Below are 24,432 nucleotides of genomic sequence, written 5' to 3'. Positions count from 1 at the left end.
ATTGTACATTTATGAAAAAGAAATACGCTGATTTTGATAAACTAAACCGCTTGCTAGTTGCTTGCTTTGAAGCGGAAAAGCTATACTACAATGCTGCACTCGATGCACAAACCACAGATTTAAAACGTTTTTTAAATTATATGGCGGTTGAAAGAAATAGAATGAGTCATGATATTTCTAACGAGCTTCACTCGCGTGACATCGAGCCTTTAAAAGCGGATTCTGAAAAAGGAAATTTAGAGCGATCGTGGCAAGAAATAAAGGAAGCCCTAGAACATTTTGATGCAGAAGCAATAATAAGGTCTTGTATTAATCGAGATAGCAACAATATTAAAAGATATGAAGAACTCTTAGAGCGAAAAGAACTCCCTGATGGAATTCTTGAGCTTCTAGAAAAACAAAAATATCAACTTGAATGGTATATAAAACAAGCTGCTTTACAGCATAAAAAAACTCCATTTAAAGAAGAAAAAGAAGAGTCTACGAAAGAATCTAACAAAGGAAAAGTTATCAACCTAAAAGCAATGTAAATAAAAAGCCCTGAAAATTCAGGGCTTTTTAATATGCTAAACTTTTTATTAGGTCCTTTTACTCATCAACCATTAAATTTAAGTTTACGGTTATATTATCTTCAACAGCTTTTGAAAATGGACATATTTTATGTGCATTTTTAATGATGCTTTCACCTGTTTTAATATCAACTCCTGGTATGTAGCAATCTAAAGTAGCTTCCAAAAAGGCACCCTCTTCATCTTCACAAAAACCAATGGTTGCAGTAATACTAAACGCATCAGAAAGTTCAATTTTTTTCTTTTTAGCAATTACTTGTACGGCACCGCCAAAGCAAGCAGCATATGCACCCCCAAAAAGTTGTTCTGGATTAGTGCCACTGCCACCATCACCGCCCATTTCGTTAGGCACAGACAAATCTAAATCAAGTTTTTTATCATCTGTTGTTAAATGGCCATTTCTGCCTCCACGTACAGTAGTTGTTGCTTCGTATAAGGTTTTCATTTTTTTCTGAATTTTAAAATTATTAAATTTCAAGATACTGAGTTAAACTCGTTTTTAAAAGTTCCAATTCATAAATTTGTCCTAAATTCACACTGTGGCAGAAAAGAAAAAAAATACTAGCGCACTTCAAGAGGTAAAAGGAGTTTCATATTCCGAAACCCTTAATACAGAGGCTGCAAAAAAGCTCAAAACAAATTTAAAGCCCCCCCTTTCCTCCAAAATTTTGATTGAAGGAATTCTTCAAAAAAATCAAACTTCGCTTAGTCGAGCCATAACTATTATTGAAAGTACGGCGCAAAAGCACCAACAACACGCTAAAGAAATTATAGAAAAATGTTTGCCCCACGCAAACAAATCTATCCGAATTGGGATTACTGGAGTTCCCGGTGTAGGCAAAAGCACATTTATTGAAAGCTTTGGAAAACTCCTAGTTTCTGAAGGAAAAAAAGTTGCTGTACTTACTGTAGATCCAAGCAGTAGCATAAGTAAGGGCAGTATCCTAGGCGATAAGACTAGAATGGAAGATTTGGTAAAGGAAAAAAATGCTTTTATCCGCCCATCAGCCAGTGGTGATACCTTGGGAGGTGTTGCTCGTAAAACCCGAGAAACAATTATTTTATGTGAAGCAGCAGGTTTTGATGTTATTTTAATTGAAACCGTAGGTGTGGGCCAAAGTGAAACTGCAGTACATTCTATGACAGACTTTTTTTTATTGCTAAAACTTGCTGGAGCTGGCGATGAATTACAAGGAATAAAACGCGGAATTATGGAAATGGCAGATGCTATAATCATTAATAAAGCGGATGGGGAAAACTTAAAAGCAGCAAAACTCGCCAAAACTGAATTTAATCGTGCGCTTCACCTTTATCCTGCCAAAGAAAGTGCTTGGACTCCCAAAACGCTTCTCTGTAGCGCTATAAAAAAAGAAGGTATTACTGAAATTTGGAAGTTAGTTATGGAATATTTTAAAACCGTTGAAACCAATGGTTACTTTCAACACAAAAGAAAAGAACAGAATAAATTTTGGTTAATGCAAACAATTGAGAGTAGGCTAAAAAGTGATTTTTATACAAATCCTACCATAAAAAAAGAACTTGAGAAACAATTAAAAGCTTTGGATGAAAACCGAACAACACCCTTTGAAGCTGCTGAAAAATTACTTTTAATTGAATTAAAATAAAAAAAAGCTAAGAATCTCTTTTTTTAAAATTAGATTCAAACCATTCTTTTTGAGCAATAAGCCCTTCTTTTAAAGTTGTTTTTGGATTGTAATTAAGCAGTTTTCGCGCTTTATCAATATTCGCTTTTGTACGTGACTGATCACCATCACGAGAGGGTTTTTTAGCAGTTACAATTTTCTTTTGGAGAATCTCTTCAACAGTTGCTATACCTTGCGCTGTGGTACTTTCGATTTCAGTTCCTAGGTTAAAAATTTCACCATTACAAATAGTTTCTTTTCCAATTATACTTACAATTCCGTCCACAATATCCTGCACGTATGTAAAGCTACGGAAATGCTTTTCACTTCCTTCAAAGAGTGGAAATGGTTTATTATTCAGGCCACAGTCTATTAAACGAGTATATAATTTATCAGGTCTTTCTCTAGGACCATAAACGGAAAACAAGCGCATTGAAGTACCATTAAGTTTATTTTCACGACTTTTTGCTAAAACCAGTTGCTCTGCTGCTAGCTTGGTAACACCATACCACGAAGCAGGTTGCGGTGCAACAGTTTCTGGAAAAGTGGCTTCCAATCCGTAAATTGAAGAAGTAGCAATATTTATAATAAATGGTTTTTTTGAAAGATTTTCAGCATACGCTAACAAACGCTGTGTTGCTAAAATATTATTACTGAAATAATCCTCAAACGTTGAAGCGTTGGAAATACCTGGATGAGCAGCGAAATGAAAAATATAATCTAAGTCGTTTGGAAGCTTTTCAACTAAATCATCACTACGAAGGTCAACTTGAAGCACTTCAATATTCTTTTCAAAGAGTGTTTTTACGTTTAGCTCCTTTAAGGCAATATCATAATACGATGAAAAATTATCTACCCCCAAAACTTCGTGTTTCAGCTCTTTAAGTCTTTCTGAAGTATGGGAACCAATAAATCCAGCCGCCCCTGTAACAAGTATTTTCATATAATTAATTTCAGTTGCAAAATAACATCTTTTTTAACGGTCTGTCGTATTCTTCAAAAAAGAAATACTTTTGTAGAAATCTTTTCAAAAATATAAATGTACGAATTCACGATTATTGTACCTGTTTACAACGAAGAAGAAAACCTGGAGCGCGTTGAAAAGGAGCTTTTAGCATATATCAAGATTGCTACAAAAACCACTTCTATTCTCTTTGTTAATGACGGCTCTAAGGATAATAGCCAAAAGCTAATTGAAGAAATTTGTGACAAAAATGAAGCTTTTCACTTTATAGCTTTTAAAGAAAATCGTGGTTTAAGTGCCGCAATAAAAGCTGGTTTTGATGCTGTTGAAAGTCCGCTAGTTGGTTATATTGATAGTGATTTGCAAACAGCACCAGAAGATTTTAATTTATTATTGGAACATAGTGCTGCCTATGATTTAGTTACTGGCGTGCGTGCTGATAGAAAAGATAAGTTCGTAAAAAATATGTCTTCGAAAATTGCAAACGGAATACGTCGCGCTTTTACGAATGATGGGATGGACGATACGGGTTGCCCTCTAAAAGTAATTAAAACAGAATATGCCAAGCGAATTCCTATGTTTAAAGGACTTCACAGGTTTTTACCCGCGATGATTTTACTGCAAAACGGCACCGTTTTGCAAGTCCCCGTAAAACATTTTCCACGGATGGCTGGTACCGCAAAATTTGGACTTTGGAACAGATTACTAGGGCCGTTGATGGATTGTTTCGCTTACCTTTGGATGAAGAAAAAATATATCAACTACGAGATTAAAAGCAAAGGATGAGCAATTGGATTGTGTACAGCATTGGTTTTTTGGCACAAATCCTTTTTAGTGGAAGGTTAATTATACAATGGATTCTTTCCGAAAAAAGCAAACGTATTATTACACCTTCTGCATTTTGGAAATTAAGCTTATTGGCTTCTTTTCTCCTTTTTCTTTATGGACATTTACGGGACGATTTTGCAATTATGCTCGGGCAAGCCTTAACCTATTATATTTACATCCGAAATTTACAGCTGCAAGGGGAGTGGCAAAAATCGCCAAAAGGGTTGCAATTATTTCTGTTTATTTTCCCAATCTTTATAGTAATCTATGCCTACAACAATGGAGAATACGATATAGACAAACTCTTTAGAAACGATGCAATCCCAATGTGGTTATTGCTTTTGGGTATTTTTTCTCAAATCATTTTTACACTCCGTTTTGTTTATCAATGGATTGTTTCAGAAAAAAGCAAGACCTCGCAACTTCCTGTTGGTTTCTGGCGAATGAGTGTTCTAGGAGCATCACTTATTTTAACTTATGGAATTTTTAGACAAGATCCTGTACTTTTAGTGGGACATGGTGCCGGGCTTATTATTTACGTTCGCAATATTTTTATTTGGAAAAAACAAGTCGGTCATGAAAATTGAAAATAATTATTTAGGACTGTTAGTAATTAGCTGCGCCGCAATATTCTTTGTGAACTTGGATTCCTTGCCCGTAAATATTATGGAAGCGCGAAATTTTATTACCGCGCGTGAAATGCTTCATGATGGCAATTGGTTACTCACAACTATCAACGGGGAACCGCGTTACCAGAAACCACCTTTACCTACATGGTTAACTGCTTTTTCAGCTGCTATCTTCGGAATAAAAAGCATATGGGCTCTTCGACTACCAGCTGCAATTATGACATTGGTACTAGTTTTAATTTCCTATAAACTTGCCAAAAAACTTACTGTAGAAAAAACATATGCCTTTATCAGTGCCTTAATATTGGCAACTTCATTTTACATTGTTGCCTCTGGCCGCGATGGTCAGTGGGATATTTACACCCACGGATTTATGATTGTCTGTATCTATTTACTTTATTTATTTTTTACTGAAGAAAAATACAAATACCGAAACGCACTATTGGCGGGAGTTTTCTTTGGATGTTCCTTCTTGAGTAAAGGTCCTGTTTCACTTTACGCACTATTGTTGCCTTTTTTAATTGCCTTCGGAATTGTGTACAAATACAAAAACTTTAAAGCACGATGGCTGCCATTATTAATTTTTCTGCTAGTCGCAACTGTAGTCTCAGGATGGTGGCATTGGTATACTTTAAAATTTGACCCCGCAGCGGCAGAAATTACCAAAAACGAAACCACCAATTGGATTAGTTACGAGATAAAACCATTTTATTATTATTGGAGCTTCTTTACACAAAGTGGTGTTTGGACCATTCCAGCTTTTGTTGCATTATTATTTCCGTATTTAAAAAACCGTGTTTTTAATAAAAAAGCATATCTGTTTACATTTCTTTGGACTCTGATATCGGTGGTTTTACTTTCGTTGATTCCTGAAAAAAAATCGCGGTATTTATTGCCAGTACTAATCCCAATGGCTCTAAATACAGGTTTTTATATAGAATATCTTTTCCGAAGCTTTAAAGAGTTGAAAGACAAAAAGGAAACAATTCCTGTGTATTTTAATTTTGGTTTGATTGCATTCATAGGAGTAATTTTTTCCATAGGTGGTTATATCTTTCTAAAAAATGGTCTTTCTGGAAATTGGACCTGGTTTGTATTGCTTTCTATTTCGTTATGTTGCATTGGAACTTTTATGTTTCGAAACCTTTTCCGCAAAAAAATTGCAAGGGTTTTTTATTTAACCATTGCTTTTATTGTTGTTACCATCTGGTTTGGACTACCGCTAAGCAAGGCGATAACTATAAACCCAGCATACAAAGCCTATTCGGAACTTCAAACTTGGGAAGAGCAACAAAATATTAATGTCTATGAATTTTCAGACATGACGCCCGAACTTATTTGGGACTACGGCAAAAAGATGCAGATTTTAAAAGAAGGTGAAAAAATTTCCATTCCAGAAGAAAGTCAATTTGGAGTTTTGGTTCAGGAAGAAAACATACAACTTTTCAAAAAAACTTTTCCCAATTTCGAACTAGAAAGAATTGCCCTTTATGATATGAACCCAAAAGGAAAAGACAGCCGAACCCATAAAACAAGGCTTTACCGCACTTTATTTATTGTAAGAAAATAAGATTTAGACCTAAATACAAAGGTTTTTATTCTCCTACAAAAAATATTGCATTCGCCAAAAACAGTTTCCCATTCTGCCAGAAGGAGCGGAAAGAAACATCGTCTACCATATAAATTACACTTCCATTTCCTTTGGGTTTTTCTGCAAAAACAAATGAATTTTTAAGAGATGCTTTTGCTTTTTCTCCAGAAAAGCCAGCAATACTTATGGGGTCGTCTTTTATATAACCCACATTATAACCATCGTTTAAAAAGGCAAAAGAATCACTTCCTAGTTTTAAACTATAATAAGTTTCATTATAACCAAAAGCTAAAGGGTGTGTATTATCTACCCCCACTTTAAAAATACTGCCTGTAATAAAATTTTTGGTACTCTCCATTTCACGCATGGCATAAGGCACAAAATTGCCTAAAGTATCTTTTTCTTTTTCAGCGCTTTCAGCCTCATTCTTTTTTAATTCGAACCCTTCTTTATCTTCAAAAACACTTAAAGCATTACCAATAGCAATCACTTTTCCGCCTTTGTTTATCCATTCTTCAAGCGCTTTAAAGGTTTCATCTTTTAAAATAGAGTTATACCTGCCATCAGGAATTACTAATACATCATACTTATTCCATGCTACATTCGCAATGCGTTCCGTATTTATAGAAGTGATTGGATATTTAAGTTGGGTTTCAAAAAAATGCCAGAGCGCCCCGTAACTTAATGAGGACGTTCCTTTACCCTGTAGCAGCGCTATACGCTGTTTTTTCACCAAATGCACATATTGTGAACCAAAATCGGTAAGTTTATCTGCCAAACTGGTTGGAGAAGCATACAGCTTACGTTTATGTGAATTTGCAATTTGAATTAGCTTTTTATCAAAATCTTGATTGATTTTATTATCGCTTCGTGTAATAATAAGGCTTCCACGGCCAAAATTAACGCCCCCAAAACTTAATTCATTTTCAGAAAAACGCACTTTTATATCGTGCTTTAATAAATCTGAAAGAAATTCAGCATCCTGCAAACTATTCCATTTTGAAATATAACCGGCCGCAGTTGGCGAGGCTACATTGGAAACAGTGTTTTTTGAATTGTTACTATTTGCTGCAACCAAACTCGTACTTGCCACCCCATCCAAACCATACGCATATGGAAGGCTCCAGGCAGTAATATCATACGTAAGCGGGGTAGAAAGCGCTGCATTGGGTTCAAAAAGAACGTGCACCATTTTTCCCTTTGGCTGATTAGTACTTACAACCAACGCATCTTTCGCATTGAATGAACCGTTTTTGTTCTGCGAATAACTAAAACCTGTTACAGTACCACTGTTTGTAAAACCGTATTTTATTTCGTGTTTATCTAAAAGCTCCGTCAACGCTTTCAGGTTATCTGGATTCCCATTTAGCACGAAACTTTTATATTTTAAGTCATCGTTTTTAAAGAATTTCTTGAATTCCGTGTTAAGCGAAACAGCATTCTTCGAAGCGACTTCAATAGTAGAAAGCCCACTTGTGGTGTGGTGTGCCACCCTATCTATAAGTGTAAGCGCAATATTTTCATCATTAATAATCCCTAAACCAGCCATTCCGTGGCCAGCCTGCTCGTAAGTCATACCAATGGCTCCCATATACAATGGATAGGTATCGCCATAACTTGGATATAGCAAATCGAAACTTTCACGGGTAAAGAAAAGCCACCCATTTTCATCAAAATATTTAGCGTTGTTCTTCCCTACTCTATTTTGAAATTCACGCTGCCAAGGTGTAATTATTTCATGAAAAGGCTCTGCTGCTGGTGCAAAATAATATGGATTGTTTATAAACTGCTCGTGAAAATCTACATGTATTTGCGGCATCCATTGGTTGTAAATTTTTAAACGTTGTTGGGTTTCCACTTGGCTCGCCCACATCCAATCGCGATTAAGGTCAAAAAGGTAATGGTTTGGTCTTCCGCTAGGCCATGGTTCATGATGTTCTGTAGCATCTTGAGCAGAATTATAGGGTGAAGCTTTCACTTGATTATACCAATTTACATAACGATCACGACCATCAGGATTCACACTAGGATCCATAATAACAACTACATTTTCCAGCCATGCTGAGTGTTCAGTAATCAGCTTGTAAACAGTATTCATAGCGGCTTCACTGCTACTTGCTTCGTTTCCGTGCACGTTATAACTAAGCCAAACAATTGTTTTATTTGGACTTGATTCACCAGAAAGCAATCCTATATTTTTTAAGTTATCGGTTCTAATTTTTTCAAGATTTGCAATGTTTTCTTCTGAAGAAATTACGGCATACGTAAGCCTTCTACGTTCGTTTGTTTTTCCGTAATCGAAATATTTCACCTTTCCATTATTTGCAGCAATGTGTTCAAAATAGGAAATAACAGCTTCATTACGAGTAAATTCAGTCCCAATTTCATAGCCTAAAAATTCAGAAGGAGATTTTAGCTGGGCGATTAAAAAGAAAGGAGTAAACAAAAATAATAAATGGAAAAGCCGCTTCATTTGAAAAAATTTAAATTAATCGATAAAACTAAGTAAAGATTTTTGAATATACTGATGAATTTTTAGCATCAACTAAAAAATAATTTGCGTTTTATAACACCGTATTTTTATCAAAATTTCAAGATTAACGTATCTTTAAACCTACAGCCAATTTAAAACGGTTATTTTTGTTTCAATTTTCTAAAAACCTATGCCAAATCATTCGCTTCAATATATTAAAACAGGGTATTTCTCAAAACTTATTTGCGATTATCTTGCTGAGAAGGAACTTCTAAAACCATTTTACAATCGTTTTCCAAACTTGGAAAACTTTAAACATCAACTTCAAGAAAAACAGAAAAACGTTACGGATGATAAACGGCATTTATTAGCAAAACGCATTCTGTTTCAGTATGGAGACAATCCACTCTCGCAAGCCACCCTAAGTAATATTGATCTTTTAAAAGAAAAAACAACTTTTACCATCACTACTGGGCATCAGCTTAATCTTTTTACAGGCCCTTTGTATTTTTTATATAAAATATATTCAACCATAAATCTCAGTGAGAAATTAAACTCGGAATACAAAACAAACCATTTTGTCCCTGTTTATTGGATGGCAACGGAAGATCACGATTTTGAAGAAATAAATTACTTTAATCTCTTTGGGAAAAAAGTAAGTTGGGGAAAAAACGTATCAGGGGCCGTAGGTGAAATTACCACCGAAGGTTTGCGAGAAGTAGAAAAACAATTGAGAAAAGAATTTGGTGAAAGTGAAAATGCAAAAAAACTAATTTCATATTTTTCTAAAGCTTATACAAAACATAAAAATCTTGCAGATGCCACACGGTATTTGGCAAACACACTCTTTCAAAATCACGGTTTAGTAATTGTTGACGGTAACGATCCAGCTCTTAAAAAGTGTTTTATTCCTTATGCTGAAAAGGAATTAACAGAAAATCTTAGCTTCAAAAAAGTTACAGAAACTACTAAAAAACTTACCGATTTAGGCTTTTCGGAACAAGTACATCCCCGAGAAATAAATCTTTTTTATTTAAAAGAAAACCTACGCGAACGCATTATTGAGCAAGAAGGTCGTTTTTATATAAATGAAACCGCACTCGCTTTTTCAAAAGAGGAAATTTTAAAAGAACTGCATGAAAACCCACAGCGATTTTCACCAAATGCTTTGCTTCGACCGTTATACCAAGAGGTAATTTTACCAAATCTCTGCTATATAGGCGGTGGGGGCGAGCTAGCGTATTGGTTTCAACTAAAAGATTATTTCAATAAAGTCGATGTTCCTTTTCCTATTTTATTATTACGTAATTCGGTGCTTTTAGTTCCTAAAATACTTTCAGGAAAACTTAAAAAGTTAAATGTTTCAATAGAAAGTTTATTTCTTCAGCAGCATAAATTAATGACTAAACACACACGAGAAATTTCTACAATTGAAATAGATTTTTCGCGTCAAAAAGAATTTTTACAAAAACAATTTAAAGATTTATACAACATCGCAAAACAAACAGATGTTTCATTTATAGGTGCGGTGGGCGCTCAAGAAAAAAAGCAATTAAATGGGTTAGACACTCTTGAAAAACGTTTACTTAAAGCACAAAAAAGAAATCTTTCTAACGAACTTGATCGTTTAAAAACTATTCAAAACGAACTTTTTCCAAATCAAAGTCTGCAGGAACGCAAGCTTAATTTTTCAGAATTTTACTTAGAGTATGGTGAAGATTTAATGAATATATTGAAAGAAAACTTGGATCCGTTAGACTTAAAATTCACAGTTTTAGAATTATAAAATTTCTGTTGAAAACACTTAAAAAAATTCCACATATCCTTTTACCCAACTTAACTTTTTAAAGTATTTTTGCCTATGCAAAACAACGTCCTTATTTTAGATTTTGGTTCGCAGTACACCCAATTGATCGCTAGACGCGTTCGGGAACTGAACATTTACTGCGAAATTCATCCGTATCATAACATACCAGAAAACCTTGAGCCTTTTAAGGCCGTAATACTTTCGGGCAGTCCATTTTCCGTTCGCGCTGAAGATGCTCCACACCCTGATTTGTCACAAATTCGTGGCCACAAACCACTGTTAGCAGTGTGTTATGGCGCGCAGTATTTAGCACATTTCAGTGGTGGAAGTGTAGCCCCTTCAAACATACGTGAGTACGGTCGGGCAAAACTTTCCATGATAAAATCTGGGGAAGACTTCTTTAAGGATATTCCAGAAAACACAAACGTATGGATGAGCCACAGTGATACCATTGCAGAACTCCCAACCAATGGCGTTCGTTTGGCAAGTACCGTAGATGTTTTAAATGCTGCCTATAGAGTTGAAGGCGAAGAAACCTACGCAATTCAATTTCACCCAGAAGTTTATCATACAACACATGGAAAACAGTTGTTAGAGAATTTTCTAGTAAACATTGCTGGCGTAGAGCAATCTTGGACTCCAGCTGCTTTTGTAGATACAACTGTTGCAACTTTAAAAGAGCAAATTGGCGATGGAAAAGTTGTACTTGGCTTAAGTGGTGGCGTAGATTCTACGGTGGCTGCAATTCTATTAAACAAAGCGATTGGAGCTAATTTATATTGCATCTTTGTAAATAATGGTTTGCTAAGAAAAGATGAATTTGAGAGTGTACTTCACCAATATAAAGACATGGGGTTAAACGTAAAAGGCGTTGATGCTTCGGAACGTTTTTTGAAAGCGCTAAAAGGTGAAAATGATCCTGAAAGAAAACGTAAAGCAATCGGGAATGCTTTTATTGAAGTATTTGATGATGAAGCCCATCAATTAACAGGTGTAGATTGGCTCGGACAAGGCACAATATACCCGGATGTTATTGAAAGTGTTTCGGTAAACGGGCCTTCCGTTACTATAAAAAGTCACCATAATGTAGGTGGACTACCAGACTTTATGAAGCTTAAAATTGTAGAGCCACTACGCATGCTTTTTAAAGATGAAGTACGCCGTGTAGGAAAAGAAATGGGCATTGATAAGGAGTTATTGGGCAGACATCCATTTCCAGGACCAGGCTTGGCGATTCGGATTTTGGGCGATATTACAGCTGAAAAAGTTCGTATCTTACAAGAAGTTGACGCTATCTTTATAAACGGTCTTAAAAAATGGGATCTTTACGATAAAGTATGGCAAGCAGGCGCAATTTTACTCCCCGTAAACAGTGTTGGGGTAATGGGCGATGAAAGAACCTACGAAAAAGTAGTTGCTTTAAGAGCCGTAGAATCAACCGATGGTATGACCGCAGACTGGGTAAATCTTCCTTATGAATTTTTACAAGAAGTAAGCAATCATATAATAAACCGCGTTAAAGGCGTTAATAGGGTAGTCTATGATATCAGCTCAAAGCCACCCGCAACTATTGAGTGGGAATAATTAACTGAAATTGAGACCATGTTTAACAAATCTAAAAAATCGATTATCGCTATGTTGAAGTATTTCAGCTACGTTACTGTGATCCTGCTCTTCACTATTAGCTGTGGCTCTGTGGCACAGCAACAATATAAAAGTCACGCTGTTCAAAAAGGCGAAACGGTTTATAGTATTGCTAAAGAATATAATATTTCTGAAGAAACAATATACAATCTCAATCCAGATGCAAAAAATGGACTGAAAGTAAATAGTGTTCTTATAATTCCTTCAACTAATTTAATAAGTTCTGGCACAAATAATAATAATTTCCGCGAGCATAAAGTAAGAAGAAAGGAGACCTTATACGGAATTGCACAAAAATACAAGGTTAGTATCGATGCTATTAAAAAGCTAAATAAAGACTTGTATTCTCGCGATCCAAAAAAGGGGGAGCGTTTATTAATTCCAAATACGTCCGCAACAACTGGAAGTACTCCTTCTACTGAAATAGGCAACTCACCACCTGGCACTCAAAAATACACAGTACAAGCAAAAGAAACCAAATATGGTATTGCCCGAAAATTTGGAATTTCAATAGCTGAATTGGAAACCTTAAATCCAGCTATGGGCGAAAGCCTTGCAATTGGCGCATCTCTTGTTGTTCCTGACAAAACAATAATTGAAAACGCGGAAATTGACGATGAAAATTTTCAATATTACGAAGTGAAACCTAAAGAAGGGTTTTATAGATTGAAGACAAAATTTGGTCTTTCTGAAGAAGAAATAATAGCCTTGAATCCATATGCCAAAGAGGGTTTGAAAGTTGGGATGATTTTAAAGTTACCAAAAGATGACGTTTTAATTTCACAAGAAGGTATTTCAGTCGTTGATCTAGAAAATAGAATAGACAACAAAAAGATGAAAACCATCGCTATAATGCTTCCTTTTAGGTTGGTGCGCAGTGCAACAGATTCTACCAGTAACGACCAGGATTTATTAAAAAAAGATCCAACCTTACGTATGTCTTTAGATTTTTATAGTGGCGCACTCATGGCCGCAGAATTTGCAAAAGACAAAGGAATTTCGGTTACTATGAATGTATATGATACCGAAAAAAGCGAAAGCAAAGTAGCTTCGATTATTTCGGGGAATGATTTTAAAAATGTGGATGCTGTTATTGGACCATTGCTTCAAAAAAACGTTGAAAAAGCTTCCGCATTATTAAAACGAGATCAGATTCCTGTTTTTTCGCCTTTAAGCAATCGGGAAATGGCTATGAATGATAATCTTTTTCAAACACTTCCTACAGATGCTGTCCTTCAAAAAACAATGATTCGCTATTTAAAAGAGCATGCTTCTGGCAAAAACTTTATTATTATTTCAGATTCAAAAAGCCAGAAACAACGCGCAATGCTTCAAACCGCTATTCCTTCAGCCAAAACTATTACCCCGCGGGAAGGTGGTTATATACAAGCCAATGGCATTACTGCTATAGCATCAGAAACAATGGAAAATTGGGTGGTTTTAGAGTCTACAAATCCTGTGTTAGTAAGTAGTGCGGTAAATGTTCTTGCGGCCATGCCTGCTAATTATAAAATCCGCTTATTTACTTTAGATAGAAATGAGGCCTATGAATGGCATGAAGTTTCAAGCAGCCGTTTGTCCAAGTTAAATTTCACATTTCCATCGGTAAATAGAAATATTACTGAAGATGATCGCAGCCCATTTTTAATTAGTTACAAAAATAAATATGGCGTTCTCCCAAACAGATATGCCATTCGCGGTTTTGATGTAACCTATGATGTACTTTTACGTTTGGCTTCAGAAAAAGATATTTACGATGCCGTAATGCCGGAAAATGAAACGGTTTATATTGAAAATAAATTCCGTTATCAAAAAACAAATTCCGAAGGCTACACGAACGAAGCAGCTTATATTCTAAAATACAATAACGACCTTAAATTTGAAGTAGTAGAATGAGCACAGCAAAAATCACATATTTAGGAAAGCTTCGCACAGAAAACGAACACCTAAAATCTGGAAATAAGTTTATCACCGATGCACCAACAGATAATAATGGCAAGGGGGAAGCTTTTTCACCAACCGATACTGTAGCCACAGGTCTTGCTAATTGTATGCTTACCGTTATGGGCATAAAAGCACAGAACATGCAAGTAAACATGGATGGCACCACGGCTATGGTTACAAAAACAATGGCTTCAGAACCACGAAGAATCTCAAAAATTGAGGTTGTTTTTAATTTTCCCGCAGGAATAGACTCTAAAGCGAGAAAAATACTTGAAAATACTGCAAAAACCTGCCCTGTGCATTATAGTCTGAATCCAGCCATTGAAAAGGATGTCGTTTTTAATTGGGGCTAAAAACACAAATTACTTTTTATTGGCTAGACCAACTAAGTATTTTTATTATTTTAGCTTGAAAACTTAGATATTATTTTGATTTTCAACAGCTATGAAATTATTATTTTGCCTTATATTAATTTTCATTTCAGCTTCTGAAAACGATTCTGAAAAAATTATTTGGAAAGAAAACCAAAAACTTACTTGGGAAGATTTTCAAGGAAAACCAGTACGAAGCGCAGCTTTTGTTGCAAGCACCAATACAGGAATTAGCTTTCAGTACTCCTATACTATCAAAAACGGTGAAATAAAAGTTACTTATTCTGTTGAGAGCTTTTTTAAACCTGATGGCTCTTGGTACATTCCTGAAAAAGTTACTCCTTATATATTAGGACACGAACAAGCACATTTTGATATCTCTGAACTTCATGCACGTATGCTTCGTAAAAACCTTGAAGGAAAAAAGTTTTCAAAAAAAATAAAGTCCGAAATTGAACGTATTTATAATGCTATTGAGCAAAAAAGACGGGCAATGCAAACTAAATTTGATGCCGAAACCGACCATTCTCGCAACGAAGAAAAAGAAATTGAATGGGAAAAATACATAGCCAAGCAACTTGCCGATTATGAATCTTGGAACTAACCCAGACCCAAACCACTTAATTGAACTGGCAAACTACAAGATGCCTTTTGGAAAATATGAAGGCTATTATTTAGCAAATATTCCTGAATACTATTTTGTATGGTTTAAGCAAAAAGGGTTCCCCGAAGGGAAACTAGGTAGAATGATGCATGAAATGTATGAGTTAAAATTAAATGGACTTGAAGGCTTACTGAAAAAGTTAATAAAAAAGTAACTCTATCGCAGCATAGTGAACAGAAAAAGAGAACTAGATTGAAAAAAATTTTAAGTTATATTTGGCCCACTACCCGACGTTTTTCATCTAAAATTAATGGTACTTTGGAAGTTACATATAGCAATGGAAAAAAGGTTTTAGATACCGAAAATGCTAACTACTCCTACGGATCTCTTCAAAAAATCCTAGAAATCGGACTCGCAAGAGTAACTTTAAAAAATACAAAAAATGCATTGGTTTTAGGAATGGGTGGTGGCAGTATTATTAAATCACTTCGGGAGACATTTGAGTACAAAAAAAACATAGTTGCTATTGAAATTGATCCAGAAATTATAAAACTGGCTATGGAGGAATTTGAAATTAGCCCTTCCGAAAATCTTCAAATTATAGAAGGAGATGCGTTTCAATACGTGAAAACTTCCACAGAAAAATTTCAACTTATAATTATCGACCTTTTTATTGACATCAAGGTGCCTCCTATTTTTTATGAAAAAGAATTCTGTAGAAATACTTCACAATTACTTGAAAAAAATGGATTTATAATTTTTAATGTTGGTGTTAATCTCGAAAAAAAATCAAAAAACACTGAAAAAATTCTTACAAATTTTGGAAGTAATTTTAAATTCCATATTGAGGAAAAAGTGAATGGTACAAATACGCTAATTATAGCGCAAAAACTTTCTGCTTAAAGTTTTTTTAAACATATAAGTTAAACCGCAACAATTAACCATTATCTTTTCCTGCTTTCCACAATAAAAATGTACCTTTGCATCCCGTATAGACATTTCAGTAAAGGCATTCATGAACACTACAAAATACATCTTCGTTACGGGCGGAGTTTCATCATCTTTAGGTAAAGGAATTATCGCAGCATCGCTTGCAAAACTACTGCAAGCCAGAGGATATCGCGTTACCATTCAAAAATTAGACCCATACATTAACGTGGATCCAGGAACATTGAATCCTTACGAGCACGGCGAATGTTATGTAACCGATGATGGTGCAGAAACCGATCTTGATTTAGGTCATTACGAACGTTTTTTGAACGTAAATACTTCTCAAGCAAATAATGTAACTACAGGTAGAATTTACCAAAGTGTAATTGAAAAAGAGCGTCGTGGTGAGTTTTTAGGAAAAACAGTACAGGTTATTCCGCACATTACTAACGAAATTAAAGAACGCGTACAACTGCTTGGAAATACAGGTGAATATGACATCGTTATCACCGAAATTGGTGGAACTGTGGGCGATATAGAATCATTGCCATACATTGAAGCCGTTCGCCAAATGAAGTGGGAAATGGGCGATGACAACGCATTGGTTATTCACTTAACACTTGTACCCTATCTTTCTGCCGCTGGCGAATTAAAAACAAAACCTACACAACACTCCGTAAAAACTTTGATGGAAAGCGGAATTCGCGCAGACATTTTAGTTTGTAGAACAGAACACGAGCTTTCTGGTGATTTACGTAGAAAACTAGCACTTTTTTGCAATGTAAAAGAAGAGGCCGTTATACAATCTATTGATGCTTCCACCATTTATGACGTACCAAACATGATGCTTGAAGAAGGTTTGGACACCGTAACACTACAAAAATTAAATCTTAAAAATTCTAAGAAGCCAGATTTAAAAAAGTGGAATGATTTTCTAGAAAGACATAAAAATCCTAAAGCGGAAGTTCATATTGGCCTGATTGGAAAATACGTAGAATTGCAGGATAGCTACAAATCCATATTAGAAGCTTTTATTCACGCTGGCGCTGAAAACGAAGTAAAAGTAAAGGTAGAATACATTCATTCTGAACACATAAACGCTAAAACTATTGGCAAAAAACTTTCCAAACTAGATGGAATTTTGGTAGCTCCAGGCTTTGGGGAGCGTGGGGTTGAAGGAAAAGTTGCTGCCGTAAAATATGCGCGTGAAAACAATTTACCATTTTTAGGTATCTGTTTGGGAATGCAAATGGCAGTTATAGAATTTGCTAGAAATGTGCTGAACTTAAAAGACGCAAACAGCACAGAAATGAACCCTGAGTCCAAAAACCCCGTAATTAGCATTATGGAAGATCAGAAAAACATTACCGATATGGGAGGCACTATGCGATTAGGTGCTTGGAAATGTGATTTGAAAAAAGACAGTATTGTCAGCAACTTATACAAGTCCAAAACCATTGAAGAACGCCACCGCCACAGGTATGAATTCAATAATAAATACCGTAATCAGTTTGAAGCTGCTGGCTTAATAGCTACAGGAACAAACCCTGATACTGGCTTGGTTGAAATAGTAGAAATACCAAACCATCCGTGGTTTGTAGGGGTACAATATCACCCAGAATACAAAAGTACCGTTGCCAATCCGCATCCACTTTTTGTGGCTTTTGTAAAAGCAGTGCACGAACATGCACAAAATAGAAAATAAGACAATTTGGCGGAATCTCAAACTAGGCTTTATTGTTGCTTTGGGAAGATGAAATAAATTACAAACTAATCATTTCGAAAAATATTTTCGAAAATCATTAAAACGATCGTGGAACAAGTCTGCGGCTGAATATGGAACAAAAGAAATTCGATTTAAACTCGCTTATAGGTTTTTTATTAATTGGTGGAATCCTAATATGGATGCTTTACCTAAACAAGCCTAGCGAAGAAGAACTTCAAGCAGAAAAAGCAAAAACGGAAGCTGCCGCACAAGAAAAGGCTGCGAACGAAAAAAGCAAGCAAGATATAAGCTTAGCTCAAGCAACATCTGATACGTTAGACGCTGTAAAACCAGGTGATTCATTAGCTTTAGAACAGTTAAAAAACAAACTAGGTTCTTTTGCATATTCTGGAACACTTCCTTCTGCAAACGATGTAACAACCGTTTTGGAAAACGATGTTCTTAAACTTACAATAAGCAATAAAGGTGGTTATATAACCGAAGCGCTTTTAAAGAATTTCACTAAATATGATTCCGTTCCTGTTTATTTAATTAAGGACGGAAACGCTTCATTAAATCTTGAATTTTCTGCTGAAAACAGAAATTTAAACTCACAGGACCTATTTTTTGAACCTACTTTAAGTAGAAATGGTGAAGAGCAAGTGCTTTCCATGAAACTTAAAACTTCAGAAAGTGGCTTTATTGAATATCGTTATTCATTGCATCCAGGGGAATATATGATGGACTTTAGTATTACTAGTCAGGGGCTAGATGGTATTTTAAACACTACCCAACCAATATATTTAGATTGGAATCTTAAGGGGTACCGCCACGCAAAAAGTATTTCATATGAAAACCGATATTCGCGTCTAACCTATGAGTATGATGGTGAAAAACACTCTAAACTTTCTCCTACCAGCGAAGATGAAGAATTAGAAAAAGACGTTACTTGGATGAACTTCCGTCAGCATTTCTTCAGCTCTATGCTACTTACTGACACTCCCTTCAAAGAAGTAAAACTTACTTCTGTAGACTTAGTTAAGGATGAAGAAATAGACACAACCTTCACCAAACAATACGGCGCAAAAATGCTTTTAGAGCCAAAGGGGGGGGCAATTGCCTATACCATGAATATGTATTATGGGCCTTCAGATTATCAAATATTTAAAAAATACGATCGTAACCTGGATGAAGCAATGCCATTAGGTTGGGGAATTTTTGGCCTGATAAATAAATATATTATTATTCCTTTATTCGCTTTATTAAGTGATTTTTTACCCGCTGGAATAGCTATTATTGTTTTAACAATTTTAATCAAGTTATTGCTTTCACCAGTTCAATACAAACAGTATTTGGCACAAGCCAAAATGAAGGTTTTAAAGCCTGAAATGGATGAAATAAAAGAGAAGTACAAAGACAATAAATTAAAGATTCAGCAGGAAACAATGAAACTGCAGAACTCTGCTGGTGCCAGTCCGCTAAAAGGGTGTTTACCCGCAATTTTGCAAATTCCAGTCTTTTATGCGCTCTTTACATTTTTCCCTTCAGCTTTCGATTTACGTCAGAAAAGCTTTTTATGGGCAGAAGATCTTTCAAGTTATGACACTATAGCTGAACTACCTTTCCACATTCCATTTTATGGTGACCACGTTAGTTTATTCCCAATTTTAGCATCTATCGCCATCTTCATTTATATGATGATGACGACTGCACAAACCATGCAGCAACAGCAACAACCAGGAATGCCAAACATGAAGTTTATAATGTACCTTTCTCCCTTGTTTATGTTGGTATTCTTCAACAACTACGCGAGTGGACTTTCATTGTACTATTTTGTATCAAACTTAATTACTATCGGAATTATGCTAGTAATTAAAAACTTCATCATAGATGAAGACAAAATTCACGCAAAGATTCAGGTTAAAAAAGCGCAACCTAAGAAACAAAACAAGTTTCAACGAAAAATGGCTGAAATGATGGAACAAGCAGAACAGCAAAAAAAAGCAGGTAAAAAATAGATTCTAAATTTTAGCGTTTACTTTTAAGCAAATAAAATAATGCAATGAAAAAAACGGCTATATTTTTTTTCTTCGGAATAATATTCTGCTTTGGTAATGTTTTTTCTCAAACTGAAATAAACCAACTGGATGCTGATGGCAACCGTCATGGTGTTTGGAAAAAAACCTATGAAGGCACCGATCAACTTCGCTATGAGGGTACATTTGATCATGGAAAAGAAATTGGGGAATTTAAATTTTATTGTGAAACTTGTAAAGAAACCCCTATAGTTACCAAAAAATATAATGGTAAAGATGCTATTGCAGACGTAAAATACTTCACAAATAAGGGAAAACTTGTTAGTGAAGGCAAAATGAAGGACAAAGATCGAATTGGAGCCTGGGTATACTACCATAAAGATTCTAAAAATGTAATGACCCTAGAAAATTACAGCAACGGAAAGCTTGAAGGGAAAGCAACTACCTACTATCCTGACGGAAAAATTACAGAAGAAACACTTTATAAAAACGGTCTAAAAGAAGGTGAAAACATCTACTATTCACCTGAAGGTATTGTTTTAAAAAAATTATTTTATAAGCAAGACCAACTTCAGGGTTCTGCCTTTTATTACGATGCTTATGGCAATGTTATTATTGAAGGGTTTTATAAAGACGACAAAAAACACGGACTTTGGAAGTACTATAAAAATGGCAAAGTAATACTCGAAGAAACCTTTCCAAAGCCAAACAAAAACTAATCTATTTTAAATAGTAAGGTAGTGTAAAAGCTTTCGACAACACCCTTTAGAAAGTCTTTTTTTTATCTTTGTATTACATAATTATTTCATGAAAAAACGAGTTGTCGTAGGATTAAGCGGAGGTGTAGACTCTAGCGTTGCAGCCTATCTTTTAAAAGAGCAAGGCTACGATGTTATCGGCTTATTTATGAAAAATTGGCATGATGATTCGGTTACAATATCTGATGAATGCCCTTGGCTGGAAGACAGCAATGATGCAATGATTGTGGCTGAAAAACTTGGAATACCATTTCAAACAGTCGATTTAAGCAACGAATATAAAGAACGTATTGTTGACTATATGTTTCGTGAATATCAAATGGGACGAACTCCGAACCCAGATGTTCTTTGCAATCGCGAAATAAAATTTGATGTATTTATGAAAATTGCGCTCGGCTTAGGTGCAGATTTCGTAGCAACTGGACATTATTGTCGTACGGATACCACACTTATTCAAAAAGATGGTACTGAAAAGAAAATCCACCATTTACTTGCTGGAAAAGACCCAAACAAAGACCAATCGTATTTTCTTTGCCAACTTTCACAAGAGCAACTTTCAAAAACACTTTTCCCTATTGGCGAATTATTGAAGCCTGAAGTTCGAAAAATAGCTTCAGAACAAAATTTGGTTACTGCTGAAAAACGCGATTCCCAAGGATTGTGTTTTATTGGAAAAGTGAGACTTCCTGAGTTTCTTCAACAAAAATTAGCTCCAAAAGATGGTGTTATTGTTGAGGTTCCTGCAAGTTTTTCAGAATACAAAAGAATCCAAACTGAATTCACTTCGGAAGAAGAAAAATTCAAATACCTTGCTACTAAAAGAAAGTACACAGAAGTAGATGGCAAGCAAGTGGGTATTCACCACGGAGCCCATTATTTTACCAAAGGTCAGCGCAAAGGTTTGGCGGTTGGTGGAACCAAAGAACCTCTATTTGTAATAGACACCGATGTTAACCAAAACATTATTTACACAGGCCAAGGTAAAAACCATCCAGGCCTTTATAGGCGTGGTCTTTTTGTAAAAAATGAGGAAATTCATTGGGTCCGAGAAGACCTAAAAATCGCCGAAGACCAAAAAATGGAAGTAATGGCGCGAATTAGATATAGACAAGCACTAGAAAAAGCAACATTATACTGTTCAGTTTCGGGACTTTATATTATATTTGAAAACCCGCAATCCGCAATTACCGAAGGCCAGTTTGTTGCTTGGTACAAAGGTGATGAATTACTTGGAAGTGGTGTGATCTCTTAAAAACTTTATATGATGAAAAAATTATCCCTACTAATTGTTATTTTTATTTCAACACTCAGCTTTGCACAAACAGAAGAAGCACTTGTATTTTTTGCTGACAAAGAAGATGTAGCGACCTCTATTGCTAACCCAATAAGTATCATGACGCAAGCAGCCATCGATAGAAAAATGGCGCAAGGAATTGTAATTGACGAACGTGATGTACCACTTAATGAAACATATAAAGCTACCGTTGAAGCGGCAACAGGGATTACTGTGCTTGCAAAATCAAAGTGGATGAATGCGGTTTATGTAAAGGGAACCAAAACAAACATTGATGAATTACTAAATCTAACTTTTGTTACAGATGTAGAATATGCAGATAAAAGTTTAAACAGACCAACTTCAGGAAAACAATTTATTAAAGATAAGTTTGAAATTGAAAACCAAACACAAGCTAGACCTGTTTATAATTATGGGTCAGCTAGAAACCAAACCGAAATGCTAAATGCTGACTACCTTCATGAAAATGATTATACTGGTAGAGACATCATTGTTGCATTTATGGATAATGGCTACCCAGGAGTATTAACAAATCCTGCATACGAAACACTTAGAAATGAAGGAAGATTACTTGGGTATTATGACTTTGTAGACCGTGTAGAAAGTCCAAACGGAACTGGAAGCCATGGCGCTAATACCTTTAGTGATGCAGCTGGGTTTATAGAAAACTCGAATCCAAACAGAGCTTTCGTTGGTACCGCACCAGATGCTTCTTACTATCTGTTTGTAACAGAAGATGGTGGCAATGAATCGCCTGCTGAAGAAGCCTATTGGGTTGAAGCTTTAGAACGCGCTGATAGCTTAGGTGTATATGTTACAAATACATCATTAGGGTATCAAGATTTTGATAATAATGCTTATAATCACGAATATGAAGACTTAGATGGTCAAACTACCATTGGAGCACGTGGTGCAAATCATGCATTTGACAAAGGAATGATTAACGTTACCTCAGCTGGTAATGATGGTCGCCCTGGTTCTTTTGGTTATGTAGCTACTCCAGCAGATGCTCCTGGTTCTTTTACCATAGGTTCGGTAACAAGTACTGGCACACCTTCTGATTTTAGTTCCTATGGACCAACTACGGATGGGCGTATCAAACCAGACGTTGTTGCTCAAGGTTCAAACGCTGCTGTTATTGATCAAAGTGGAAATGTAACAACTTCAAGTGGAACTTCGTTTAGTTCCCCAATTATGGCTGGAGCCGTAGCATCCCTATGGCAAGCTGTTCCACATTTAAAGAATGACGTAGTTATGCAAGCAATTCGCGAATCTGCTAGCAGATACACCAACCCAACAGATAAACTAGGATATGGTATTCCAGATTTTGGAGAAGCCTTAGGTGCTTTATTGCAGTTAAGCACTGAAGATTATTTACAGGAAAATCTTTTTGCTCTTTACCCAAACCCTGTAACAACTCAAATAAATATTTCTTTCCCAAAATCTGCTGATAAAGCTGAGTTTGCACTTTATAATGTATTAGGGGAACGAATTCTGCAAGAGAATATTACAACTTTGAGAAATAGCATAGATGTTTCTGGTCTTTCTTCGGGAATGTACATTGCATCTATAACTTCAGATAACAAAACAACTAGTTTCAAAATTATTAAAGAGTAGTGCAAAACCGGATTACCGAACTTTTTAATATACACTACCCAATAATACAAGCTGGAATGATTTGGAACAGCGGATGGCGACTAGCCAGTGCTGTTTCAAATGCTGGTGGCTTGGGGCTTTTGGGCGCGGGTTCAATGTACCCAGAGGTGCTTCGCGAACATATTCAAAAGTGTAAAAAAGCAACCAACAATCCCTTTGGTGTTAATGTACCAATGCTTTATCCAGATATTGATAAAATAATAGATATCATTATTGAAGAAGACGTAAAAATTGTCTTTACCTCTGCTGGAAATCCAAAAACATATACTTCCAAACTTAAGACTAACGGAGTTACTGTTGTTCATGTGGTGAGCAGTGTAAAGTTTGCTTTAAAAGCACAAGAAGCTGGAGTTGACGCTGTCGTTGCAGAAGGCTTTGAAGCTGGCGGTCATAATGGCCGTGAAGAAACTACAACTTTTACATTAATCCCTATGGTAAAGCAACAGCTCGAAATCCCTTTGATTGCAGCTGGCGGAATTGCCAACGGACGTGGAATGTTATCGGCCATGATTTTAGGGGCAGATGGCGTACAAGTAGGAAGCCGTTTTGTTGCTTCAGAAGAAGCTTCGTCCCACCAAAATTTTAAACAAATGGTGGTAGACTCTAAAGAAGGTGATACTCTTTTAACTTTAAAAGAATTGGCACCCGTACGGATGCTGAAAAATAAATTTTTTGAAAGCGTAATGCAACTTTATACCACCAATCCTTCAAAAGAAGAATTAATATCACATTTAGGCCGTGCGCGAGCAAAACGCGGAATGTTTGAAGGTGATCTTGAGGAAGGGGAGTTAGAAATAGGGCAAATAGCAGGATTAATCAATGATATAAAACCTGCTGCTCAGATTTTAAAAGAAATGGTAGAAGAGTTTAAAGTTGCAAAAAAAGAAGCTGCAACTCTTTAAGTTTTTTCATTTGTTTTAGAAAAATATACCTAATAAAAAAAACCCTTCCAATTATTTTGGAAGGGTTTTTCTTTTAAAATCTGG

At 35.7% G+C, this 24,432-nt stretch carries 21 protein-coding genes; 18 read left to right on the top strand and 3 right to left on the bottom strand.

All coding sequences use genetic code 11. The features are described 5' to 3' along the window. The first annotated feature begins 11 nt into the window (after positions 1-11). Complete coding sequence (locus ABJ955_RS12030; protein ID WP_347374876.1) at positions 12-530, top strand: DUF2383 domain-containing protein; 519 nt, start codon at positions 12-14, stop codon at positions 528-530. Between the two features lie 58 nt (positions 531-588). Here the strand turns inward: ABJ955_RS12030 and ABJ955_RS12025 are convergent, their stop codons facing one another. Beyond that, a complete protein-coding gene (locus ABJ955_RS12025; protein WP_347374875.1) occupies positions 589-1,014 on the bottom strand; it encodes an organic hydroperoxide resistance protein in 426 nt (141 codons plus the stop codon). A gap of 94 nt (positions 1,015-1,108) precedes the next feature. On the opposite strand from ABJ955_RS12025, the gene meaB reads away from it, so the two are divergent. After that, on the top strand, positions 1,109-2,194 hold the full coding sequence (gene meaB, locus ABJ955_RS12020; protein WP_347374874.1) for a methylmalonyl Co-A mutase-associated GTPase MeaB: 1,086 nt from the start codon (positions 1,109-1,111) through the stop codon (positions 2,192-2,194). A 7-nt stretch (positions 2,195-2,201) separates the two neighbouring features. Here meaB and ABJ955_RS12015 read toward each other — a convergent pair whose 3' ends face one another. Continuing rightward, positions 2,202-3,155, bottom strand: coding sequence for an NAD(P)-dependent oxidoreductase (locus tag ABJ955_RS12015; protein ID WP_347374873.1), 954 nt, complete (start codon positions 3,153-3,155; stop codon positions 2,202-2,204). Between the two features lie 96 nt (positions 3,156-3,251). Between ABJ955_RS12015 and ABJ955_RS12010 the strand changes: the two genes are divergently transcribed. The 3 genes from ABJ955_RS12010 to ABJ955_RS12000 are packed head-to-tail and all read left to right on the top strand — an operon-like array spanning position 3,252 to position 6,203. Next, on the top strand, positions 3,252-3,962 hold the full coding sequence (locus tag ABJ955_RS12010; RefSeq protein WP_347374872.1) for a glycosyltransferase family 2 protein: 711 nt from the start codon (positions 3,252-3,254) through the stop codon (positions 3,960-3,962). Then, the gene (locus ABJ955_RS12005) at positions 3,959-4,591 is read left to right on the top strand and encodes a lipid-A-disaccharide synthase N-terminal domain-containing protein (protein WP_347374871.1); all 633 of its coding nucleotides are present in this window, start codon (positions 3,959-3,961) and stop codon (positions 4,589-4,591) included. The genes ABJ955_RS12010 and ABJ955_RS12005 overlap by 4 nt, the downstream gene beginning before the upstream one ends. Then, positions 4,581-6,203 (top strand): glycosyltransferase family 39 protein, encoded by a 1,623-nt coding sequence (locus tag ABJ955_RS12000; RefSeq protein ID WP_347374870.1) that lies wholly within the window; start codon positions 4,581-4,583, stop codon positions 6,201-6,203. The genes ABJ955_RS12005 and ABJ955_RS12000 overlap by 11 nt, the downstream gene beginning before the upstream one ends. Before the next feature lie 25 nt (positions 6,204-6,228). Here the strand turns inward: ABJ955_RS12000 and ABJ955_RS11995 are convergent, their stop codons facing one another. Beyond that, on the bottom strand, positions 6,229-8,697 hold the full coding sequence (locus ABJ955_RS11995; protein WP_347374869.1) for a M14 metallopeptidase family protein: 2,469 nt from the start codon (positions 8,695-8,697) through the stop codon (positions 6,229-6,231). A gap of 190 nt (positions 8,698-8,887) precedes the next feature. Here ABJ955_RS11995 and bshC point away from each other — a divergent pair, with 190 nt between their 5' ends. From bshC to ABJ955_RS11930, 13 genes are all read left to right on the top strand, one after another. After that, positions 8,888-10,483 (top strand): bacillithiol biosynthesis cysteine-adding enzyme BshC, encoded by a 1,596-nt coding sequence (bshC, locus tag ABJ955_RS11990; protein WP_347374868.1) that lies wholly within the window; start codon positions 8,888-8,890, stop codon positions 10,481-10,483. A gap of 75 nt (positions 10,484-10,558) precedes the next feature. After that, a complete protein-coding gene (gene guaA / locus ABJ955_RS11985) occupies positions 10,559-12,088 on the top strand; it encodes a glutamine-hydrolyzing GMP synthase (RefSeq protein ID WP_347374867.1) in 1,530 nt (509 codons plus the stop codon). A gap of 51 nt (positions 12,089-12,139) precedes the next feature. Further along, positions 12,140-14,044, top strand: a complete 1,905-nt coding sequence (locus ABJ955_RS11980; RefSeq protein WP_347374866.1) for a LysM peptidoglycan-binding domain-containing protein — start codon at positions 12,140-12,142, stop codon at positions 14,042-14,044. Next, positions 14,041-14,445, top strand: coding sequence for an OsmC family protein (locus ABJ955_RS11975; RefSeq protein ID WP_347374865.1), 405 nt, complete (start codon positions 14,041-14,043; stop codon positions 14,443-14,445). Before ABJ955_RS11980 ends, ABJ955_RS11975 begins: the two co-directional genes overlap by 4 nt. Before the next feature lie 91 nt (positions 14,446-14,536). Continuing rightward, on the top strand, positions 14,537-15,067 hold the full coding sequence (locus tag ABJ955_RS11970) for a DUF922 domain-containing protein (RefSeq protein WP_347374864.1): 531 nt from the start codon (positions 14,537-14,539) through the stop codon (positions 15,065-15,067). Further along, positions 15,051-15,281: a DUF3820 family protein gene (locus tag ABJ955_RS11965; RefSeq protein WP_347374863.1), complete on the top strand. Its 231-nt coding sequence runs from the start codon at positions 15,051-15,053 to the stop codon at positions 15,279-15,281. Before ABJ955_RS11970 ends, ABJ955_RS11965 begins: the two co-directional genes overlap by 17 nt. A 38-nt stretch (positions 15,282-15,319) precedes the next feature. Next, positions 15,320-15,970, top strand: a complete 651-nt coding sequence (locus ABJ955_RS11960) for a fused MFS/spermidine synthase (protein ID WP_347374862.1) — start codon at positions 15,320-15,322, stop codon at positions 15,968-15,970. Between the two features lie 112 nt (positions 15,971-16,082). Then, a complete protein-coding gene (locus tag ABJ955_RS11955; RefSeq protein WP_347374861.1) occupies positions 16,083-17,702 on the top strand; it encodes a CTP synthase in 1,620 nt (539 codons plus the stop codon). Positions 17,703-17,833: 131 nt separating this feature from the next. After that, positions 17,834-19,720: a membrane protein insertase YidC gene (gene yidC / locus ABJ955_RS11950; protein ID WP_347374860.1), complete on the top strand. Its 1,887-nt coding sequence runs from the start codon at positions 17,834-17,836 to the stop codon at positions 19,718-19,720. 44 nt (positions 19,721-19,764) lie between these two features. After that, on the top strand, positions 19,765-20,457 hold the full coding sequence (locus ABJ955_RS11945; RefSeq protein ID WP_347374859.1) for a hypothetical protein: 693 nt from the start codon (positions 19,765-19,767) through the stop codon (positions 20,455-20,457). A gap of 88 nt (positions 20,458-20,545) precedes the next feature. After that, positions 20,546-21,748 (top strand): tRNA 2-thiouridine(34) synthase MnmA, encoded by a 1,203-nt coding sequence (gene mnmA / locus ABJ955_RS11940; RefSeq protein ID WP_347374858.1) that lies wholly within the window; start codon positions 20,546-20,548, stop codon positions 21,746-21,748. Positions 21,749-21,757: 9 nt separating this feature from the next. Then, positions 21,758-23,407 carry a S8 family peptidase gene (locus tag ABJ955_RS11935; protein ID WP_347374857.1) on the top strand — a complete coding sequence of 550 codons (1,650 nt, stop codon included), beginning with the start codon at positions 21,758-21,760 and terminating at the stop codon, positions 23,405-23,407. After that, entirely contained in the window at positions 23,407-24,348 is a 942-nt protein-coding gene (locus tag ABJ955_RS11930; protein ID WP_347374856.1) for a nitronate monooxygenase, read from the top strand. The genes ABJ955_RS11935 and ABJ955_RS11930 overlap by 1 nt, the downstream gene beginning before the upstream one ends. Positions 24,349-24,432: the final 84 nt, after the last annotated feature.

This window comes from Aequorivita sp. Q41 (assembly GCF_039831855.1).
GTDB lineage: Bacteria > Bacteroidota > Bacteroidia > Flavobacteriales > Flavobacteriaceae > Aequorivita.
This window is presented reverse-complemented; position numbering and strand designations above follow the sequence as displayed.

Excerpts from the sequence above, each read along its gene's own strand:
- ABJ955_RS12030 (WP_347374876.1), top strand. The coding sequence starts at position 12 with ATGAAAAAGAAATACGCTGATTTTGATAAACTAAACCGCTTGCTAGTT.
- ABJ955_RS12025 (WP_347374875.1), bottom strand. The coding sequence starts at position 1,014 with ATGAAAACCTTATACGAAGCAACAACTACTGTACGTGGAGGCAGAAAT.
- ABJ955_RS12015 (WP_347374873.1), bottom strand. The coding sequence starts at position 3,155 with ATGAAAATACTTGTTACAGGGGCGGCTGGATTTATTGGTTCCCATACT.
- ABJ955_RS12010 (WP_347374872.1), top strand. The coding sequence starts at position 3,252 with ATGTACGAATTCACGATTATTGTACCTGTTTACAACGAAGAAGAAAAC.
- ABJ955_RS12005 (WP_347374871.1), top strand. The coding sequence starts at position 3,959 with ATGAGCAATTGGATTGTGTACAGCATTGGTTTTTTGGCACAAATCCTT.
- ABJ955_RS12000 (WP_347374870.1), top strand. The coding sequence starts at position 4,581 with ATGAAAATTGAAAATAATTATTTAGGACTGTTAGTAATTAGCTGCGCC.
- ABJ955_RS11995 (WP_347374869.1), bottom strand. The coding sequence starts at position 8,697 with ATGAAGCGGCTTTTCCATTTATTATTTTTGTTTACTCCTTTCTTTTTA.
- bshC (WP_347374868.1), top strand. The coding sequence starts at position 8,888 with ATGCCAAATCATTCGCTTCAATATATTAAAACAGGGTATTTCTCAAAA.
- guaA (WP_347374867.1), top strand. The coding sequence starts at position 10,559 with ATGCAAAACAACGTCCTTATTTTAGATTTTGGTTCGCAGTACACCCAA.
- ABJ955_RS11980 (WP_347374866.1), top strand. The coding sequence starts at position 12,140 with ATGTTGAAGTATTTCAGCTACGTTACTGTGATCCTGCTCTTCACTATT.
- ABJ955_RS11975 (WP_347374865.1), top strand. The coding sequence starts at position 14,041 with ATGAGCACAGCAAAAATCACATATTTAGGAAAGCTTCGCACAGAAAAC.
- ABJ955_RS11970 (WP_347374864.1), top strand. The coding sequence starts at position 14,537 with ATGAAATTATTATTTTGCCTTATATTAATTTTCATTTCAGCTTCTGAA.
- ABJ955_RS11965 (WP_347374863.1), top strand. The coding sequence starts at position 15,051 with ATGAATCTTGGAACTAACCCAGACCCAAACCACTTAATTGAACTGGCA.
- ABJ955_RS11955 (WP_347374861.1), top strand. The coding sequence starts at position 16,083 with ATGAACACTACAAAATACATCTTCGTTACGGGCGGAGTTTCATCATCT.
- yidC (WP_347374860.1), top strand. The coding sequence starts at position 17,834 with ATGGAACAAAAGAAATTCGATTTAAACTCGCTTATAGGTTTTTTATTA.
- ABJ955_RS11945 (WP_347374859.1), top strand. The coding sequence starts at position 19,765 with ATGAAAAAAACGGCTATATTTTTTTTCTTCGGAATAATATTCTGCTTT.
- mnmA (WP_347374858.1), top strand. The coding sequence starts at position 20,546 with ATGAAAAAACGAGTTGTCGTAGGATTAAGCGGAGGTGTAGACTCTAGC.
- ABJ955_RS11935 (WP_347374857.1), top strand. The coding sequence starts at position 21,758 with ATGATGAAAAAATTATCCCTACTAATTGTTATTTTTATTTCAACACTC.